Raw genomic sequence first — 18,697 nt, forward strand, 5'->3', positions numbered from 1 at the left:
GATTATGGATTATCAAGAAAAAAAAGCAAAGATTCTATCCCTTAATACAAGAATAGAGCAACATATGACTTGTCTTGAGAGTAGAGAATATATTGCCAAGTTAACCGCCGAGATGGTTTATCCAAGACAAGAATTCAAACGGAAAGCGGATGATTTAACATCACAAATTACAATAAACTGGTGTTTGGTAAATTATGCTAAACTATCAGGAGATAAACAAGAACTTGTTTGGCGTTGGAAAAATGAGTTGAGTGCTCATATTACCCATGTAGCAAAGATGAAGTTGAAAAAGAACGACTCATTAGAAGCAAGAATTAAGGCGTTGAACGAAGTTTGGGTTGATGAATCTGAAATAGGTAAAGACCCTGAAACCGTAAATATGACAATATATTTCAAGTTCGTTGAAGAGCGAATCTCAACTAACAATGAAGTTTATGGGCAAGTAATTACTAATCTAATAAATGAAGTACCCAACATGGTTTATATTATGGCTCAAGGTGATTTGAATACTATAAACGCCTATATAACTAAATTATAAAATAAACGAGTTTATTTTGTATTTCGCTCGACTTGCCCACTTTACGGCTGTCACCGTGAAGTTAGGCTGCGTCTCGGCAATAAAAATATCACGTAGAACTTGTTATTAATAGAATTTTTATGTATGTTCGCATAAAATTGGATAGATATTGAAGAACTAAATAGCAGATAAATGGGTAAAAAATATACATTGAATTTAGATGGTGTTGAACTTACAAAAGCAGACTTAAAAGAAAGGTTTGACAAATACAATGTTATGTATTTTGACGGAAAGTTGGGCAAATGTAAGTTTTATTGGATGTCACCCAATCAAAACAACTATGGTAAATATATAGGCCAACCATCGCCAAAAGGTATAATAAGTAGTATTGGCGTTGCACGAAATACAATATGGACAGAAGATAACCTTAGAGAGTTGTTGGTCCACGAAATGATTCATATGTACATAACAACAATTGAGGGTAAAATGTTTGATGGCGTTCTTGGTCACGGTAGGCGTTTTAGAGCGCATCGCAAACGCCTTAGAAAAGAACATGGATTAAATATTCGGATTCATGGTGATTTTGGTTACATAAATAAAAAAAACTCTACCCCAAGTTATGGGATAGAGTCCTTACATGGTTAATAGATTGGTAGGTTAATAGGCAGAACCACCACGCTTTTTGATTTGCCCTCTGCGATTAGCTGCCATACCTGTCATAGTTCCGAATCTATTATTGTTATACTTGCCGCCAACAAGTTGTGCCACAGTAGTTTGTGGGTTTGTTTGGTGAGCATCAAGCATTTGGGTCAATTGCTGTTGTAAATTGGTTATTCCGTTTAAATCACCTTGAGTATTCCAATTCTTTCTTGCTTTTTTCGTGGTAAAGTTAGTAAATATTTATGGATCAAGCATATGCAAATCTGTTTTTCTAATGACCGATTTGGGTTAAATGCAGTACCTACCGCACTTTTGGTCTGATTCCATTTATCGCCAAGCCATCCTTCTTCCATTTCATTTTCCGTAAGGATGTTAGTTGCTGACTCTTCTATTATCCTGTGTAACTCAGATTCAGTTAATCTTATAAGTTTCTTGTTCATATGTTTACTTGTATTTTTCTATATAAATATCAACAATAACAGAAAAATGCAGCCACTTCTGACTGCATTCTATAGATTATTTGTGCCAACAGATATATCATTGCCTAAAATAAACGAGTTTATTTTGTATTTCGCTCGACTTGCGCACTTTACGGCTGTCGCCGTGAAGTTAGGCTGCGTCTCGGCAATAAAAATAAACGAGTTTATTTTGTATTTCGCTCGACTTGCACTAACTTTGCACCATACATTATTAATTATTAAAATAAGACTATACATTGAGAGACGATTTTGATATACGGGAGGAGTCGATGTCTTCTTCTGAGAAGGAGTTCGAGAACGCGCTCCGACCACTTCGCTTCGGCGATTTCTCTGGCCAGAAGAAGGTAGTCGAGAACCTTGAAGTTTTTGTCGAGGCAGCCAAGTACCGCGGCGAGCCCCTCGACCACACCCTCTTGCACGGCCCGCCCGGACTGGGTAAGACCACGCTGAGCAACATCATCGCCAACGAGTTGGGAGTGGGATTCAAGATTACCAGCGGCCCCGTGCTCGACAAGCCAGGCGACCTTGCCGGCATACTCACCTCTCTCGAACCCAACGATGTGCTCTTTATCGACGAGATTCACCGCCTTTCGCCCGTGGTCGAGGAGTATCTGTACTCGGCGATGGAAGACTACCGCATCGACATCATGATAGACAAGGGCCCCTCAGCCCGCTCCATACAGATAGACCTCAATCCCTTCACCCTCGTGGGAGCCACCACCCGCAGCGGCATGCTCACCGCCCCGCTGCGAGCCCGCTTTGGCATCAACGCCCACCTGGAGTATTACGACCCCGAGACCCTGAAGCGCATCATCAGCCGCTCGGCAGGCATCCTGCGTGTGCCCATCGATGACGATGCCGCCCTGGAGATCAGCCGACGCTCGCGCGGAACGCCCCGTATCGCCAACGCCCTGCTGCGGCGTGTGCGCGACTTCGCCCAGGTCAAGGGCAACGGACGCATCACCACCGAGATTACCCGCTTTGCCCTCAGTGCGCTCAATATCGACCAGTATGGTCTCGACGAGATTGACAACAAGATACTCCTCACCATCATCGACAAGTTCCGCGGCGGACCCGTGGGACTCTCCACCATTGCCACCGCCATCGGCGAAGACATGGGCACCGTCGAGGAGGTCTACGAGCCCTTCCTCATCATGGAGGGATTCATCAAGCGTACCCCTCGTGGCCGCGTAGCCACTCCATTAGCTTACCAGCATCTGGGCCGCAACCCTCTGGGTGGCGAACCCCTCATGCAAGACTTGTTCGGACAATGAAGACAGCACTATTCACAGGCACTTTCGACCCCTTCACCATCGGCCATCACTCAGTGGTGACGCGCGCCCTGCCCCTCTTCGACCGCATCGTCATCGGTGTGGGCGTCAATGAGCGCAAGCAGACCCGGCTCAGCGCCCAGGAGCGTCGCGAGGCCATCGAGCGCCTCTATGCCGACGACCCCCGTGTCGAGGTAGTCACCTACACCGGTCTCACCGTCGAGCTCGCCCATAGCGTGGGCGCCTCGTGCATCCTCCGCGGCGTGCGCTCTGTCGCCGACTTCGAGTATGAGCGCCAGCAGGCCGACCTCAACCGCCGCATCGGCCACATCGAGACCCTCCTGCTCTATGCCGAGCCCGGTATGGACAGCATCTCGTCGAGCGCCGTGCGCGAACTCGAGCATTTCGGTTATCCCACAGACTCTTTTATTCCCCATAAGCAATGATTACATACAATGTAGAGGGCGTGCGCATGCCCGCCATAAAGAAGCGCGCCACCAATGCCTGGATCAGGGCCGTAGCTGCCAGCCACGGACGTCGTGTGGGCGAGGTAGGATATATGTTTGTTGACGACGAGAAGATACTCGAGGTCAACAACGAGTACCTCGGTCACAACTATTATACCGATGTCATCACTTTCGACTACGATGAAGACGACGTCATCAATGGCGACATTGTCATCAGCCTCGATACCGTGCGCTCCAATGCCGAACTCTTCGGAAAGACCTACGACGACGAACTCCACCGCGTCATCATCCACGGCATTCTGCACCTCTGTGGCATCAATGACAAGGGTCCCGGTGAGCGCGAGCTGATGGAAGCCGCCGAAAACCGTGCCCTCGCCCTGCTCAGCGACATGCAGCGTCAGGGCAGAGGCTCCCAGCCCCGCTCTGGCTTGCTTTATCCTTCTTCCATGAAACGACAGTTTCTCCCCATCCTGCTGGCGGCATTTCTTGCAGCCTCCGGCGTCCAGGCCCAGCCATCCGCCAAGGGCCCCGAATGGCTTTCACGCGCCATTTTCTATCAGATATACCCTTCTTCCTTCCAGGATAGCGACGGCAACGGCATCGGCGACCTGCCCGGCATCATCTCCCGCCTCGATTACATCCAGTCTCTTGGCGTCAATGCCCTTTGGCTCAATCCTGTCTATGAGTCCGGGTGGTTTGATGGTGGCTACGACATCATCGACTTTTACCGTATAGACCCCCGATTCGGTACCAACAGCGACATGGTGCGTCTCATCGACGAAGCCCACAAGCGCGGCCTGCGCGTGTGCCTTGACCTGGTAGCCGGCCACACCTCCGACCGCTGCCGGTGGTTTGTCGAGTCGGCCACCGCCGACCCCAACAGCCGCTACAGCGATTACTACATCTGGCCCGACTCCATCTCTGCCGCCGAGCGCGAGCAGATACGCCTCCGCCATGCTTCTGCCCATCCCGCCAGCGACACCCGTGGCCACTATGTCGAGAGCCCCTATCCCCGTGCCCGCTACTATATGAAGAATTACTTTGAGTGCCAGCCCGCCCTCAACTATGGCTACGCCCATCCCGACCCCTCCCGACCCTGGGAGCAGGCCGTCACCGCGCCCGGTCCGCAGGCTGTGCGCCGCGAGCTGCGCAACATCATGGCGTTCTGGTTTGACAAGGGAATCGACGGGTTCCGTGTCGACATGGCGTCGTCGCTCGTCAAGAACGACCCCGACCGCTCTGCCATCCGCCAGTTGTGGCAGGAGATGCGGCAGTGGCGCGACAGCCACTACCCCCATTGCGCCCTCATCGCCGAGTGGGCCAACCCCGCCATGTCCATCCCCGCTGGCTTCGATGTCGACTTCTTCATGCACTTCAACCGCCCCGGTTACCCCTCTCTCTTCTTCGACCGCGACACCCCTGCCGGCAGCCGTTCGCCCTTTGAGTACAGTTACTTCAACCGCAACGGCCGTGGGCGCATCGACCAGTTCATCGACAATTTCTCCGAGTGCTACCGCCTCACCCGCGACCGTGGCTATATCGGTCTGCCCACCGCCAACCACGACTTCCAGCGCCTCCGTGCCGGCAGCCGCAATACCCCCGACCAGCTGCGCGTGGCCATGACCTTCCTGCTCACCATGCCCGGCATACCTTTTGTCTACTATGGCGACGAGATAGGCATGCGCTACCAGCCCGACGCCCCCGATGTCGAGGGAGCCACCGACCGTGCCGGCAGCCGCACCCCCATGCAGTGGGAGCCAGGCCCCACTGCCGGCTTCTCCACCTGCGCCGTCGACAGCCTCTATCTGCCTGTCTCTACCGATGGCGGCCTCCTCACCGTCAGAGCCCAGGAGGCCGACCCCCGCTCGCTGCTCCACTACGTGCGCCATCTGCTTCGTCTGCGCCGCGATGTGCCCGCGCTGGCCAATGAGGCTGGCTGGACGCTGCTCAGCGACAAGATGCGCCCTTACCCCATGGTCTACCGCCGCTCCACAGCCGACGATGTCTGCATCGTCGCCGTCAACCCCTCTGCCGCCAGCGTGAGCGCCTCCATCCCCACGCTCTCGGCGCCAGTCGAGGCCATCGCCCAGAGCGGCAAGGTCAAGTACAAGCGCGGCGCCACCACCGACCGCATCGTTATGGGCCCCGTCTCGGCTGTCGTCTACCGTCTTTCCCGCCCTTAGCCACCGTCACCATACAAGTATGGGGGATGACAAACCGCCTTTTCTGGCGAGGATGTCATCCCCCATATTCTTTTCGTAAGTTTTGCTGTCGTTGAGGCTCCAGCCGCTTGTCGCTTCAGTCCTCCGCCGGAGACCACTGGTGGTACTGGCTGTTGTCTTTCCTTTTCTTAGGGGCGGTTTTTACCCCCCCCGTCGGCCTCGCTCTGCAGGTTAATTCTGTATTCACTCGGCGACATGCCCGTCTGCTCACCGAATACACGGTAGAAGGTCTGCACGCTTGCCATTCCGCACTCCTGCGATATCGCCTCTATCGTGTAGTCAGGGTGCAGTTGCATCAGTTCGATGGCTGCATCTATGCGCAGAGAGTTGATATAGTTCTTGAAATTGGTGTGTACGTAAGTCTTGAACAGGTTGGCAAACTTGTTTTTGGGCACATAGACCTCTTTGATTATGTCTTCGCGCGAGAGGTTGGGGTTCAGATACATTTTCTTTTCCACGATAGCCTTCATAATCTGGGCAAACAGATGGTCTTCTTCTGTCGCCCCCGGGCGCATCAGCCACAGTTGCACAGCCGACTGGTCGCGTGGCGCTTCCACCAGTTCACCTCTCTCATAGCCGTAGAGCAGTCGCTTGTAGCGCTGCAGTCGTCCCAGTATCTGCATCTGCGCCTTGTCCTTGCGGCGGGCCCTGTGTATGTAGTACGAGAGGAAGCCTGTGGCCATCACAGCGTAGATGAGCGCCAGCGCGCAAGCCACGGCGAGCACATAGTCGATGTCGTAGTCGTCGCCCTCGTCCTCTGCCGCCTTTACCGGTGCTTTCGTCACCGCTTCGGTCTTCCTTTGTCGTGTCTCCCTATTGTTGGGCTGAATTTCCGACCGTGTTGCCTTCTTGCGGTTAATCATCATGATGCGGTAGCTTATGTAGGTGGCTTCCTCGTAACGCTTCATCATGCGGTAACACTCAAATTGAGGAGCCAGAAACACTACGATGAAGCTCGCTGTCAGCGTGTCGTTGTTTGCCGCATACGTCTTCTCGGCTTTCTGAAGCAGCTTCAGCGCCTCTTCATACTCCCCCCTCTCGATGAGTCGGTTGGCCTGGCTGCTCATAATCACGCTGTTGGCCTTGTCGTCCTCGCGTTGCTGCGCATACAGGTTGTTGGCAGTCATGAGGAAGATTATAATCAGTAGTCTCAGAGTGTACATGTGTGTTCTATTACGGATAAACAGTTCTCTTTGGATTGTAATTCTTACAAAATTAGAAAAAGATATCCTATAAACCGTTGTTTTTACATTATTTAAGAGTATCTCCTTCTGTTTTGCAGTCATCTTCATGTTTTTTGCGAGACTTGAAACCATCATTTCGCGTCGTGCAATACTGGTTTCGCATCGTGCATTATCCGTTTCGTGCCTTGAAATATAGATTCAGACCATCCCGGCGCAGCCCGCGGCGACCCCGCCCGTATCGCGCGTGCCCGCCCTGCTTCCGACAAGGGTCATCGTCGGCGCCCGAATTCACACTTTTTGTATGAAAAGTCGATAAATAATCAAGAAATGTACATAAAAACGGCGAAAATCTAACAAAAAATCATAAAAGTGCGTGAAATTATGTATCTTTGCATGGTCAATAGCAACTACAGGCATATGGAAAAGCTACCCGAGAGTAACAGTAACCGTTGGCCGAGGCCCGTCCAGATGCGCGGTGAGACACCTCGCACAGGATTGTTGGCGCTTCGCCGAGGCTGTAGGTGCATCGCTTTTCTTGCCGCTTGCTGTTTCGGTCTTACGGCTACAGCCCAGAACCCTTCAAGTTATGTTCCCACGAAGGGCGAGATAGTCTTCAGCCTCTACCAGTCGTCAGAGGGAAAGCCTATCCACACCCGGCCGAGCAACCCCTTCACCTCCCATCGCCGTGCCAACCAGTTCTACATAGACCTGGACAACGCCCAGGTCATGCAGACCTACGACGGGCTGGGCATAAGCCTTACCGACGCGTCGTGCTGGCACCTCTCGCAGTTGCCCCAAGCCCGTCGCGACAGCCTGTTGCGTATGGTCTTCACCGCCGACGGGCTCAATATGTCGATGATACGCCTCAACTGCGGTTCGAGCGACTATGCCACCCAGCCCTACAACTATGACGACCATGCCGGCGACGAGCGCATGCGCCACTTCAGTATCGGCCGCGACGCCATCTACATGATACCCGTCATCAGAGAGGTGCAGCGGCTGCGCCCCGACATCTTCACCTTCTCCTCGATGTGGAGTGCACCGGGGTGGATGAAGGACTCGGGGCTCATGTATGGCGGCAGCCTGCTCGACCGCTGGCTTCCCGCCTTTGCCAACTACTGGGCCAGCTATCTCAACGCCTATCGTGCCGCCGGCGTCAGGGTCGATGCCATCACCGTGCAGAACGAACCTATGACCGACCAGCAGGGCTTGAGCGTAGCCACCCTCGTGTCGGCTGCGCAGGAGGCCAAGCTCATCTCCCGCCTGCTCCCCGACGCCTTTGCCCGCTATGGTCTCACTCCCCAGATATGGATGCTCGACCACGACTACGACTATGCCGACAGAGTCTTGCAGACCCTCGCCGCCCCGGGCGTGCTGGAGCATACCGGCGCTGTGGCATGGCACCCGTACACGGGCAATGCCCGCGAGATACTGGCTGTGCGTGAGCGTTATCCCGACCTCAAGTTCCATCTCACCGAACGCGGGCCCGCCATCAATGAGCGCGACGTGCGCGACGAGAAGTGGTGGACCGACATGGTCTTCGACGCCTTCAACTGCGGTTGCAGTTCGTTCAGTGGCTGGAACCTCCTGCTCGACGAAAACGGCACCCCCAATATCGGTCCCTTCGGCTGTGGCGGCCTTGTCACCGTCGACAGTTCCACCGGCGCCCTCACGCCCGACTGTATGTGGACGGTGCTGCGCCATATCGGCCCTTACGTGAGCCGTGGTGCCCGGGTCCTCGACATAACCCCCACCCAGGCCGAGCACTGGGTAAGGATGGCGGGCGAGAAAGACGCCCATATGCGAAAATACAACGTACTGGCTTTCCGCAATCCCGATGGCAGCCATGTCATCGTTATCGGCGGCGGACACTACAAGTGGCCCCGCCAGGTCAATGTCAAGTATCGTGACCAGTATATGACCGTGCAGCTGCCTATGGGCACATGGTCCCTGACCACCATCGTCATCCCCGCTGCTGGGGACATGGCGTCGTGACACTTAGCACAATTAATGTATGACCCTGCATCGACGAGCGTCGGTGTATGGTCCAAGTCGAATTCAGTTTATATAATGTTATGAAGAAGATTGTTTATTTATTCTTGCTTCTCATGCTTGCTCTGGCATACCCATCGGTATCGATGGCGTCGCCCACAGGCATGGAGACAGCCACCGACCAGGATGGCAACAATTCCATCTCGGGTATCGTGACCGACCAGAATGGCGAGCCGCTTGCCGGCGTTACCGTGCTGCAGCGTGGCACCCAGAACAAGACCATCACCGACCTCGAAGGCCGCTACACCATCCGTCTCAAGGCGGGTAGCGGGCGTACTCTCGTCTTTACCTATATCGGTATGGTGTCGCAGACCATCCCTGTCAAGGGCAGTGTGGCCCGAGTGATGATGAAGGAAGACGCCACCGCTCTGCAGGATGTAGTGGTAATCGGCGCCTATGGTACCGCCCAGAAGCGCAGCGACCTCGTGGGTAGTGCCTACCAGGTCAACGCCGACCAGCTCAAGGGCTTGCCCCAGCAGCGCCTCGATGTGATGCTCGACGGACTCATCCCCGGTGTCAAGATAGACCCCAATACCGCCGACCCCGGCAGCCCCCGTACCCGCTACGAGGTGCGTGTGCGCGGTGAGGCTTCGCTCAACGCCTCCAACGAGCCCCTCTGGGTTGTCGACGGCACGCCCATGTACACCGGCGACCGCACCAACCTGATGCCCGGTACCAGTTATACCGTGAGTCCGCTGTCATTCCTCAACCCCGAAGACATTGCCTCTGTGACCGTGCTCAAGGACGCCACCGCCACTTCTATCTACGGTGCCGACGGAGCCAACGGCGTAATCCTCGTCACCACCAAGAAGGGTCGTCAGGGCAAGATGCGCATCACCGTCAACACCCAGTATGGTATCGCCCATATCGACGAGAGCACCGCCCCCAAGGTGCTTGGCGCCAAGGAGTGGCTCTCGCTGGCTCGCGAAGCCTATGCCAACTCGGGCAAGGACATGCGCACCTTCCCCTTCCAGGACAATGAGCTCAACCAGTACTCCACCACCGATACCGACTGGCGCGACGTCTTCTACGACACCGGTACCACCTTCCTTACCAATGTGGGTGTGAGCGGCGGCAACCAGAAGTCAGACTACTACGTATCGGGCCAGTACTACCAGAACGACAAGACCGTCAAGGGCAATACCCAGCAGCGTCTGTCGCTCGCCACCAACATCAACCTCAAGCTCAACAAGCGCCTCAAGGTGGGTGTCGACATCTCAGCCTCTTACAACAACAACGACCTCTTCGCCCTCGGCCGCGAGTATTATGAGCTGCTGCCCATCTACTCGCCCTACAATGCCGACGGCACTCTGCGCCTCTACAATATGGAGGTCGACGGCCTCAACGCCGACGGCACTCCCCACTTCACCAAGAAGCGCTTCATCAGCAACTCCGTCCTCGAGCGCGAGCAGAACGACAACAACCAGAAGACCTGGTACCTGCGCTCCAACTTCACGCTCAAGTATGAAATCCTCAAGGGCCTCACCTATACAGGCCAGTTTGCCTACGACTACAACAGCACCCTCGAAGAGACCTACAGTTCGCAGAAGAACTGGACCGGTATGGACACCGACGGCACGCCCATCGGCTATGCCCGCCGCTCATCCGTAGACATCACCAACTGGAATACCATCCACCGTCTCAACTTCAACCGCACCTTCGGCCGTCACTCCGTGTCAGCCCTCGCCGGTTTTGAGGCCGGTTCGCGCGACTACACCACCATGTATGTCACCGGTTCGGGTTTCATCAACGACAACATCCGCGATGTGAGCCAGGCCAACACCACCAAGGGCTACAACTCGAGCAGCCGTCGCCGCAAGGTATCGCTGCTGGGTCAGGCCACTTACTCCTACGACCACCGCTACTACCTCACTGTCAACGCCCGTAAGGACGGCAACTCCCAGTTTGGCAGCGATGTGCGCTGGGCCAACTTCGCCTCTGTCGGCGCATCGTGGAACGTGCACAACGAGAAGTTCTTCAACATCCCATGGGTCAACGTCCTCAAACTCAAGGCCAGCTATGGTGCCAACGGTAACTCACGCCTCGGCTCTCAGGAGTCACAGGGCACCTACGTCTACAGCAGCTCCTACTCCTACAACGGCGAGCTCGGCGGTGTGCTTGGCACTATCCCCAACAGCCGTCTGAGCTGGGAGACCACCTATATGACCAACCTCGGTCTGCGCCTGGCTGTGCTCAACCGCATCGACTTTGAAATCGAGTATTACCACAACCAGACCAAGAACCTCCTGAGCCGTCTGCCCATCTCGCTCCTTACCGGCGACACCCGTGCCTACCGCAATGTGGGCGAGATCGTCAACAAGGGTATCGAGATCAACCTCACCACCCGCAACTTCGTGCCCAAGAAGGACGGCGACTTTGCCTGGACCACCGACTTCAACCTCGCCCACAACCAGAACCGCCTCACCAAGTCGTATAACGGCACCCAGGTCAACTTCGGCGAAATCTCGTGGATAGAAGGTCAGGACACCAAGACCTACTACATGGTGCGCTGGGCAGGTGTAGACCCCCTCGACGGCAGCCCCATGTGGTACGATGCCAACGGCAACATCACCAAGGTCTATGACAGCACCAACAACCGCGTGCGTGGCAAGAGTGCCAATCCTACCGTCACCGGCGGTATGACCAATACCCTCAGCTACAAGAACTTCTCGCTCCGTTTCCTGCTCAACTACCAGTTTGGCGGCTACGCCTACAGTTCGTTTGCCAGCATCATGAACTCCGACGGTTACAATGTGCTGAGCTACAACCAGGCCATCGAGCAGCGCAACTACTGGCGCAATCCCGGCGACATCGCCATGAACACCCGTCCTCAGGCGGGCGTCTCTACCGGTTCGTCGCGCACCTCTACGCGCTATCTCTACAAGAAGGATCTGGTGCGCCTGCAGAACGTGGTGTTCACCTACCAGCTGCCCCGCAGCCTCGTCAATGGCTGGAAACTTTCCAATGCCTCCGTATCGCTCATCGCCGACAATCTGTTGGCCTACAGCCCCTACTCAGGCAGCGACCACAACTCCTACAAGACGCTCATGAGCGGCTATCCACTCGAGCGCACCTTCACCCTGTCACTCAATGTCGGATTCTAAACCCAGTATCACAATGAAGAAAACTATTATATATGTCGCTTTAGCGCTGGTCACTCTGCTCACCTCGTGCGACGGTTTCCTGACCGTCGATGAGAAGGGCAAGGCCACCATACCGTCGTTCCTTTCCGACCCACGCGGTCTGCGTGCCGGTCTGTTGGGTGCCTACACCCAGTACTACAACAGCTACGACAACGAGTTCTTGAAGTATCCCGAGGTAGCAGGCAATATGACGTCGCTCAACCTCTCCTCCGGTTCGTCCATGCTCGACCAGTACAACTATGTGCCCAATCCCGTGTCGGCTACCACCTCTTACTATATCTGGTACCGCATCGGCGAGGCTATGGCCAATGCCAACAACATCATCAAGTATGCCCCTGCCGTGGCTGCCGACTATCCCACCCAGAAAGATGCCATCGATAACATCCTGGGTCAGGCCCTCGTGCTGCGCGCGCTCTGCCACTTTGACCTTGTGCGTGTCTACGGCCAGCCCTACAACTACAGCGCCGACGCCTCACATCTCGGTGTGCCCAAGGTAGACCGTCCGCTCGGCCCCAACGACATCCTCGGCCGCAGTTCGGTCAAGGACATCTACGCCTTCATCCTCGAAGACCTCGGCAAGGCTGCCGCCCTGCTCAGCGACAGTCACGCCACCGACGTACACTATGTGTCGCTCCAGGCTGTCAATGCCATGTACTCGCGCGTCTATCTCTATATGGAAGACTGGGACAACGCCCTCAGGTATGCCCAGCTCGCCCTCAACGGCGAGAGTCTGGCGCAGGGTGCCGACTATATCAATATGTATGACAACCTGAGCACCCGTGGCGAGGCCATTCTCCGCCTGAGCGGCGCCGATCTCACCGGCCGCCAGAAGGAGTTCTATGCCAGCGAGTGTCTGCCCGCCGACACGCTGCTCTCGCTCTACGACGCTGCCGACCTGCGCCTGCAGCTCATCCACAAGGACGGCGTGAAGCAGTGTGTCAAGTACACCGCCACCACCATCCCCGACAATCAGCCCAAGCGCGAAGACCCCATCGTCTTCCGTCTCTCCGAGATGGTGCTCAATGCGGCTGAGGCTGCCTGCCACATCAGCGGCAAGCAGGGCGATGCCCGCCAGTATCTGCGCCAGCTGCTCGAGCGCAATGTGGGTGCCGAGAAGGCTGCCCAGGTGCTCGACGCCACCGCCGACGGCGATCTGCTCGCCCTCGTGCAGCGCGAGCGTGTCAAGGAGCTTTGCTTCGAGGGCCACAACTTCTTCGACATCACCCGCTGGAAGCAGAACCTCGTGCGCGAGCACAACACCAACTCTACCGTGCGCTCGCTCGCTTATCCCAACGACCTCTTTGTGCTGCCCATCCCTCAGTATGAGCTCGACGCCAATGAGAACATGAAGCCCAACCCCACTGTAAACAAGTAGAAACGTCATGAAGAAAATCATAGTAATGCTCCTGGCTCTCGTCGCCCTGTGCGGCTGCCAGAAAGAAGAGTTCGAAGGCTTTGATATGCCCTTCGTCAAGGTGACAACCACTACCGGCGCTTCACAGACGGTGGTGCTCTCCAATGTAAACAATATCAATACCTACGTGGTGTCGGTAAGCAGCAAGATGCTTACCACCGCCCTCGTGGTCAACTACGAGATTGTAGTGGGCGACGGTCTGCAGGAAGGTGTCGACTACGAACTCGTCACCACTGGCAACCAGCTCACCTTCGAGCCCGGCATCTACGATATGCCCATCCGCATCAAGTGGCTTGCCCATCCCGTCGATGAGACCAAGGACAATACCCTCACCATCCGTCTCACCGGCAACAGCCAGAACCTCCATTTGGGTGTTCCCGGTCCCGATGGTCTCCAGAAACAACTTGTAATCGAAAAAAAGAACTGATATGAAACACTTAGGATATATCATAGCGCTGCTGGTGGTGATGCTTGTCCCCGCCGCCTGTACAGACAGCAACAATTATGTATATAATGATGTCAACGCCCCCGCGATGCTCAGCTTCGGTTTCTACAAGGCCGACAATCCCGGTGTGCTTGGCTCCGACTATGTGGTAGAGCTCACTGCCGACCAGACAGGTGGCGCCGCCACCCAGACCGTAAGCGTGGCGCTGCCTCCCACGGTAGAGAAGGACAACCTCGTGGCACGCTTCACCACCAGCGAGGGCACCACCGTCAAGGTGGGTGGCGCCGAGCAGGTAAGCCAGACCACCGCCAACGACTTCAGCCAGCCCATCGACTACATCCTCACCCGTGGCAGCGTGAGCCGCCGCTGCGAGGTCACCGTCACCAAGGCTTCGCTCCGCTGGGTTGAGACTGCTCAGGTGGCAGGCATCACCACCTACGGCAACCCCGTGCTCAAGATTAGCCCCGTAGACCAGAAGCCCTACATCGGCTTCAAGACCCGTGCCGGCAACTCTGCCACCGCTGCCAACCACAGCACCGTGCTCACCCTGGGCGACGACGGCGAGTGGACAGCCGTGGGCGGCGAAGGTTTCGGCCACACTGTCAACTCTTCTTACTTCGACTTCGACATCGCCCCCGACGGCACACTCTATGTGGCTTATGCCGACCAGCAGGCCACCGTGCTCAAGAACGGTATGAGCGTGATGAAGTATAACGGCAGCGACTGGGAGTTTGTAGGCACCGACAAGGGCCTGCTCAAGGCAGTGTCCAACTATGTGGGCTTCTGTGCCCTCGACGGCGAGCTTGTGGGCGCCCAGGTCAACAACTCTTCCAAGGCCGACTATCCCAACCGTACCCTCGTCGTGTCCAACTATAAGGACGGAGCCTGGAACAGTCAGGTGCCCGGCGCCATCACCAACCAGGTGTATATGGCCAATGTGGCTGGCGGCAAGGACGCTGCCTATGTCATCAGCATCAACCGCGGCGCTGTCAATGGCGTCAACTATGGCTACAACGTGCTGCGATACCAGGGCGGAGAGTGGACACCGATGATTGTCAACTATCTCGAGCCCGGTAATGCCACCAACAACATCGCCATGATAGGCGTCACCGTGACCGCCGACGGCACCCCCTACATCTGGACTATGGACGACGCCAGCGGACAGCTCGGCGTGCGCGTCAAGTATTATGACAAGACTCAGGACGCCTGGCTCACCCTCGGCGGCAACGTGCTGCCCCTCGGCTTCACCCCCGACCGTCATACCGAGGTGGCCCTCGACACAGCCCCCAACGGCACGCCCTATGTGGTCTATACCAACACGCTCGACCAGGGCTTCCCCTACATGATGTATCTTGACCCCGACACCCGCCAGTGGAGCAATCCTGCCAAGCTCGCCGACCTGGACGCTTCTGGACTTAACCTCAAGTTTACCTCCGACGGTGTGGGCTATGTCACCTTTACCAACAGCAATCACTTGCATACATTACGCACCGAATGACAAAGACTTTTTCAACCTTATTGATACTCGTGCTCTCGGTAGTGGAGGCTGCGGCGCAGCCCACTGCCGGGGGCAGAGTGTTTATAGACGCCAATGGCAACGGGCGCTACGACCGTGGTGAGACGCTGCTTGCTGGTATTCCCGTCTCCGACGGCTGCCGTGTGGTCACTACCGACGCCAAGGGCCGTTACCGCATCGAGGTGGGCGAGGGGAGCAGCCTCTTTCCCATCCTGCCTGCCGGCTACACCATGCAGGGCCACCGCCTGGTCAACAGTGCCTTCGTCTATCCCGCCGTTGCCGGCTCCCGCCACGACTTCGCCCTCGTCACCAAGCCCGTGAGACAGCGCTTCAGACTCAACGCTATCGGCGACATCCAGGTAGGCAACTCCCAGGAATTGGAGTTTGCCTCGCGCACCATCCTGCCCGAACTCATGACCAAGGACAGCACCGATGTCAATATTTTCCTTGGCGACCTGGTCAACAACAACCTCGCCCTCTATCCCCACCTGCAGCGCATGATAGCCCAGTTGCCCTCGCGCTCCTATACCGTGGTGGGCAATCACGACCGTGACGCCGACAGCCTGCTCTGGCGGCAGACCGCCACCTACAGCGCCACCTTCGGTTCGCCGGTCTATGCCTTCAACGAGGGCGACGTGCACTTCATCGTGCTCAACAATGTCTATGGCCGTGGCGCCCGTGGCTATGAGGGCCGTGTGAGCGAGAGCCAGCTCCAGTTTGTGCGTGAAGACCTCGCCCATGTCGACCCTTCACGCCTGGTAGTGCTGGTGATGCACATCCCCCTCGCCGTGACCCGCAACCGCGACGGACTCTTCGCCGCCGTGGGAGCGCGCCCCGTGCTGGCCCTCACCGCCCATCTCCACCGCGTGATGCGCGACTTCCACCGCTACGACGGCCGCACCATTCCCGAGTTGGGCGTCGGCGCCACCTGCGGCTTCTGGTGGGTCGGCGAGCGCGACTGGGAAGGCGTGCCTATGGCACTCCAGCAGGGCGGCACTCCCCGCAACTACTTTGTGCTCGACTTCGACGGTCCCCGCTACACCTTCCGCTGCAAGGGCGTGGGCCTCGACGACCACCGGCAGATGACGGTGCATGTCGTGGGCATAGACAGCCTCGACCACCGTCTGCGCGACCTTCGCGATGTGGCTCCCCGCCAGGCCCTCATCACCGTATGGGGCGGCTGCGACTCCACCCGCGTGCGCTGTCGCGTCGATGGCGGCGCCTGGACGCTCTGCCAGCGTGCCGACGTGCTCGACCCCAATGCTGCCCGTGTGCGCGAGCAGAACCTCTCCAAGGGATATCCCACCCCCTACAGCCGCCGCAACCCCATCCGCCATCTCTCTTCGCCCCAGATTTGGTCGCTGCCCCTCAGCGAGGCTCAGTGTAAGGGTGCCCATGTCATCGAGGTCCAGGCCGACGACAGCTACGGACTCCGGGCCCACGCCCTGCGCCCCTACTGCTATGTAGAGCCCGCCCGCTGACGCCGCTGCCGAAAAAACAAGCTGAAAAGTTTTGTCCTTTGGGCCTTTTCCACTAATTTTGTCGTATCAATCAATTCACAGCTATGACACAAGAAGAGAAAACCCAAATAGAGGAGCGCATCGTGGAGGTGCTCAAGACCGTGTACGACCCCGAGATACCCGTAGACATCTGGAACCTCGGCATGATATACAAGATAGATGTCAAGGACGACTACACCGTAGACCTCGACATGACCTTCACCGCCCCCTCGTGCCCCGCCGCCGACTTCATCCTCGAAGACGTGCGCACCAAGGTCGAGAGCCTCGACCAGGTCAAGACCGCCAATGTCAATCTGGTCTTCGACCCCGCTTGGGACCAAAGCATGATGAGCGAGGAGGCGAGGGTAGAGCTCGGCTTCGATTAAAACGGAATGGTTATGAAGAACGTCTATTTCCTCTCCGATGCCCACCTGGGCTCGCTCGCCATCCCCCACGCCCGTATGCAAGAGCGCAGGCTGGTGCGGTTTCTTGACAGCATCAAGGACAAGGCCGCTGCCATCTACCTCTTGGGAGATATGTTTGATTTCTGGAACGAGTACCGCTACGTGGTGCCCAAGGGCTACACCCGATTTCTCGGCAAGCTCTCCGAACTCACCGACAGCGGCGTAGAGATACACTATTTTACCGGCAACCACGACCTCTGGACCTACGGCTACCTCGAGCAGGAGTGTGGCGTCAAGGTTCACAAGTCGCCCATGACCACCGAGATTTACGACAGCGTCTTCTACATGGCCCATGGCGACGGTCTGGGCGACCCAGACCCCAAATACCGCTTCCTGAGACGCGTTTTCCACAGCCCTCTGTGCCAGCGGCTGCTCAATATGATGCATCCGCGCTGGGGCATGTGGCTCGGGCTCAACTGGGCCAAGCACAGCCGACTCAAGCGAGCCGACGGCCACGAGCCCCCGTATATGGGTGAAGACCGCGAGTATCTCGTGCGCTATGCCAAGGACTACCTCGCCACCCACAAGGATATAGACTACTTCATGTTCGGCCACCGCCACATCGAGCTCGACCTGATGCTCTCGCGCAAGACCCGCCTCATGATACTCGGCGACTGGATATGGCAGTTTACCTATGCCGTCTTTGATGGCGAGCACATGTTTATGGAGACCTATGTTGAGGGCGAGAGCCAGCCTTGACCCTTCCCCGAGAATTACATTTAACCAGATGCGCCATATATGCAGCGTGGTAACTGTTGCCACTGCATATATGGCGCATCGCCTTTGTTGCGGGTCGCTGGAGCGACGGTCTGCCGCCGTGCCAGACCTTCTTTGTCGCTTAACTTGGTCACTGATGAAGAAAAAGTGACCAAGTCGGTGACTAAGTTAAATGACACGCTTAATGACATTATCGATTTCTGTTCTACTCCGCGTAGTATGATTGAAATCATGGAGCATATTGGACTTAAACACAGATACAATATGAAGCATCGCTATATTGATCCGCTTTTAGAGGGTGGCTTCTTGGTTATGACTGTTCCTGAGAAATCTAATAGTCGTAGTCAAAAATACAAGAGAGCTTTGACTTAGTCACTTTACTTAGTCAGTAGTGAGTGACCAAGTTGATTTGTGGCGGAACGTTCATTAGTTATGCGTCAATAGATGCACTTTAGAATTATAGGGCATGCTCACTGTCACCGCTCCCGATACCCTCGGCGTCGGTATTTTGTTCTTTTAACATTAAAAAGGGTATGAAAGACAAAAAAAATGGCTACTTTTGTTTCCATCTACACAAGAGTAGCCATTGCCGTGTCACCGAGGGTGGTAGCGTCGATGGTCTCTCTGCTAAAGACCGGTAAATCGTT

General features: G+C 56.1%; 16 protein-coding genes and 1 pseudogene. 15 read left to right on the forward strand and 2 right to left on the reverse strand.

Going from position 1 to position 18,697, the window contains the following annotated elements:
- The first annotated feature begins 4 nt into the window (after window positions 1-4).
- Window positions 5-538: a hypothetical protein gene (locus CIK87_RS13515; RefSeq protein WP_144008237.1), complete on the forward strand. Its 534-nt coding sequence runs from the start codon at window positions 5-7 to the stop codon at window positions 536-538.
- Window positions 539-709: 171 nt separating this feature from the next.
- Window positions 710-1,162, forward strand: a complete 453-nt coding sequence (locus tag CIK87_RS13520) for a SprT-like domain-containing protein (RefSeq protein WP_094387600.1) — start codon at window positions 710-712, stop codon at window positions 1,160-1,162.
- Between the two features lie 194 nt (window positions 1,163-1,356).
- On the opposite strand, the gene CIK87_RS13525 is transcribed toward CIK87_RS13520, so the two are convergent.
- Window positions 1,357-1,617, reverse strand: coding sequence for a hypothetical protein (locus CIK87_RS13525; protein WP_094387601.1), 261 nt, complete (start codon window positions 1,615-1,617; stop codon window positions 1,357-1,359).
- 275 nt (window positions 1,618-1,892) lie between these two features.
- On the opposite strand from CIK87_RS13525, the gene ruvB reads away from it, so the two are divergent.
- From ruvB to CIK87_RS13540, 4 genes and pseudogenes are all read left to right on the forward strand, one after another.
- Window positions 1,893-2,930: a Holliday junction branch migration DNA helicase RuvB gene (ruvB, locus tag CIK87_RS13530; protein ID WP_022311211.1), complete on the forward strand. Its 1,038-nt coding sequence runs from the start codon at window positions 1,893-1,895 to the stop codon at window positions 2,928-2,930.
- Window positions 2,927-3,373 (forward strand): pantetheine-phosphate adenylyltransferase, encoded by a 447-nt coding sequence (coaD, locus tag CIK87_RS13535; protein ID WP_022311210.1) that lies wholly within the window; start codon window positions 2,927-2,929, stop codon window positions 3,371-3,373. Before ruvB ends, coaD begins: the two co-directional genes overlap by 4 nt.
- Window positions 3,370-3,789 (forward strand): annotated as a pseudogene (gene ybeY, locus CIK87_RS14520) (rRNA maturation RNase YbeY); the annotation flags it as partial. The gene coaD and the pseudogene ybeY, both read left to right, overlap by 4 nt.
- Before the next feature lie 51 nt (window positions 3,790-3,840).
- Entirely contained in the window at window positions 3,841-5,577 is a 1,737-nt protein-coding gene (locus tag CIK87_RS13540; RefSeq protein WP_173823506.1) for an alpha-amylase family glycosyl hydrolase, read from the forward strand.
- 167 nt (window positions 5,578-5,744) lie between these two features.
- Here CIK87_RS13540 and CIK87_RS13545 read toward each other — a convergent pair whose 3' ends face one another.
- A complete protein-coding gene (locus CIK87_RS13545; protein ID WP_158216261.1) occupies window positions 5,745-6,779 on the reverse strand; it encodes a helix-turn-helix transcriptional regulator in 1,035 nt (344 codons plus the stop codon).
- Window positions 6,780-7,217: 438 nt separating this feature from the next.
- On the opposite strand from CIK87_RS13545, the gene CIK87_RS13550 reads away from it, so the two are divergent.
- The 9 genes from CIK87_RS13550 (at window position 7,218) to CIK87_RS13590 (ending at window position 18,422) form a co-directional block, all read left to right on the forward strand.
- Window positions 7,218-8,795, forward strand: a complete 1,578-nt coding sequence (locus CIK87_RS13550; RefSeq protein ID WP_158215071.1) for a hypothetical protein — start codon at window positions 7,218-7,220, stop codon at window positions 8,793-8,795.
- A gap of 80 nt (window positions 8,796-8,875) precedes the next feature.
- A complete protein-coding gene (locus CIK87_RS13555) occupies window positions 8,876-11,956 on the forward strand; it encodes a SusC/RagA family TonB-linked outer membrane protein (RefSeq protein WP_094387605.1) in 3,081 nt (1,026 codons plus the stop codon).
- A 13-nt stretch (window positions 11,957-11,969) separates the two neighbouring features.
- Entirely contained in the window at window positions 11,970-13,370 is a 1,401-nt protein-coding gene (locus CIK87_RS13560; protein WP_094387606.1) for a RagB/SusD family nutrient uptake outer membrane protein, read from the forward strand.
- A 7-nt stretch (window positions 13,371-13,377) separates the two neighbouring features.
- Window positions 13,378-13,836 carry a Calx-beta domain-containing protein gene (locus tag CIK87_RS13565; RefSeq protein ID WP_022310115.1) on the forward strand — a complete coding sequence of 153 codons (459 nt, stop codon included), beginning with the start codon at window positions 13,378-13,380 and terminating at the stop codon, window positions 13,834-13,836.
- 1 nt (window position 13,837) lies between these two features.
- Entirely contained in the window at window positions 13,838-15,352 is a 1,515-nt protein-coding gene (locus tag CIK87_RS13570; protein WP_094387607.1) for a hypothetical protein, read from the forward strand.
- A complete protein-coding gene (locus CIK87_RS13575) occupies window positions 15,349-16,851 on the forward strand; it encodes a calcineurin-like phosphoesterase C-terminal domain-containing protein (RefSeq protein WP_094387608.1) in 1,503 nt (500 codons plus the stop codon). Before CIK87_RS13570 ends, CIK87_RS13575 begins: the two co-directional genes overlap by 4 nt.
- Before the next feature lie 83 nt (window positions 16,852-16,934).
- Window positions 16,935-17,255: a metal-sulfur cluster assembly factor gene (locus tag CIK87_RS13580; RefSeq protein ID WP_094387609.1), complete on the forward strand. Its 321-nt coding sequence runs from the start codon at window positions 16,935-16,937 to the stop codon at window positions 17,253-17,255.
- 12 nt (window positions 17,256-17,267) lie between these two features.
- On the forward strand, window positions 17,268-18,032 hold the full coding sequence (locus CIK87_RS13585) for a UDP-2,3-diacylglucosamine diphosphatase (RefSeq protein ID WP_022310111.1): 765 nt from the start codon (window positions 17,268-17,270) through the stop codon (window positions 18,030-18,032).
- Between the two features lie 39 nt (window positions 18,033-18,071).
- Window positions 18,072-18,422, forward strand: coding sequence for a Fic family protein (locus tag CIK87_RS13590; RefSeq protein WP_216821923.1), 351 nt, complete (start codon window positions 18,072-18,074; stop codon window positions 18,420-18,422).
- Window positions 18,423-18,697: the final 275 nt, after the last annotated feature.

The sequence above is a fragment of the Prevotella sp. P5-64 genome, assembly GCF_002251285.1.
Lineage (GTDB): Bacteria > Bacteroidota > Bacteroidia > Bacteroidales > Bacteroidaceae > Prevotella.

Excerpts from the sequence above, each read along its gene's own strand:
- CIK87_RS13590 (WP_216821923.1), top strand. The coding sequence starts at position 18,072 with ATGCAGCGTGGTAACTGTTGCCACTGCATATATGGCGCATCGCCTTTG.
- CIK87_RS13525 (WP_094387601.1), bottom strand. The coding sequence starts at position 1,617 with ATGAACAAGAAACTTATAAGATTAACTGAATCTGAGTTACACAGGATA.
- CIK87_RS13540 (WP_173823506.1), top strand. The coding sequence starts at position 3,841 with ATGAAACGACAGTTTCTCCCCATCCTGCTGGCGGCATTTCTTGCAGCC.
- CIK87_RS13550 (WP_158215071.1), top strand. The coding sequence starts at position 7,218 with ATGGAAAAGCTACCCGAGAGTAACAGTAACCGTTGGCCGAGGCCCGTC.
- CIK87_RS13545 (WP_158216261.1), bottom strand. The coding sequence starts at position 6,779 with ATGTACACTCTGAGACTACTGATTATAATCTTCCTCATGACTGCCAAC.
- CIK87_RS13555 (WP_094387605.1), top strand. The coding sequence starts at position 8,876 with ATGAAGAAGATTGTTTATTTATTCTTGCTTCTCATGCTTGCTCTGGCA.
- coaD (WP_022311210.1), top strand. The coding sequence starts at position 2,927 with ATGAAGACAGCACTATTCACAGGCACTTTCGACCCCTTCACCATCGGC.
- CIK87_RS13585 (WP_022310111.1), top strand. The coding sequence starts at position 17,268 with ATGAAGAACGTCTATTTCCTCTCCGATGCCCACCTGGGCTCGCTCGCC.
- CIK87_RS13565 (WP_022310115.1), top strand. The coding sequence starts at position 13,378 with ATGAAGAAAATCATAGTAATGCTCCTGGCTCTCGTCGCCCTGTGCGGC.
- CIK87_RS13515 (WP_144008237.1), top strand. The coding sequence starts at position 5 with ATGGATTATCAAGAAAAAAAAGCAAAGATTCTATCCCTTAATACAAGA.
- CIK87_RS13580 (WP_094387609.1), top strand. The coding sequence starts at position 16,935 with ATGACACAAGAAGAGAAAACCCAAATAGAGGAGCGCATCGTGGAGGTG.
- CIK87_RS13560 (WP_094387606.1), top strand. The coding sequence starts at position 11,970 with ATGAAGAAAACTATTATATATGTCGCTTTAGCGCTGGTCACTCTGCTC.
- CIK87_RS13520 (WP_094387600.1), top strand. The coding sequence starts at position 710 with ATGGGTAAAAAATATACATTGAATTTAGATGGTGTTGAACTTACAAAA.
- CIK87_RS13575 (WP_094387608.1), top strand. The coding sequence starts at position 15,349 with ATGACAAAGACTTTTTCAACCTTATTGATACTCGTGCTCTCGGTAGTG.
- CIK87_RS13570 (WP_094387607.1), top strand. The coding sequence starts at position 13,838 with ATGAAACACTTAGGATATATCATAGCGCTGCTGGTGGTGATGCTTGTC.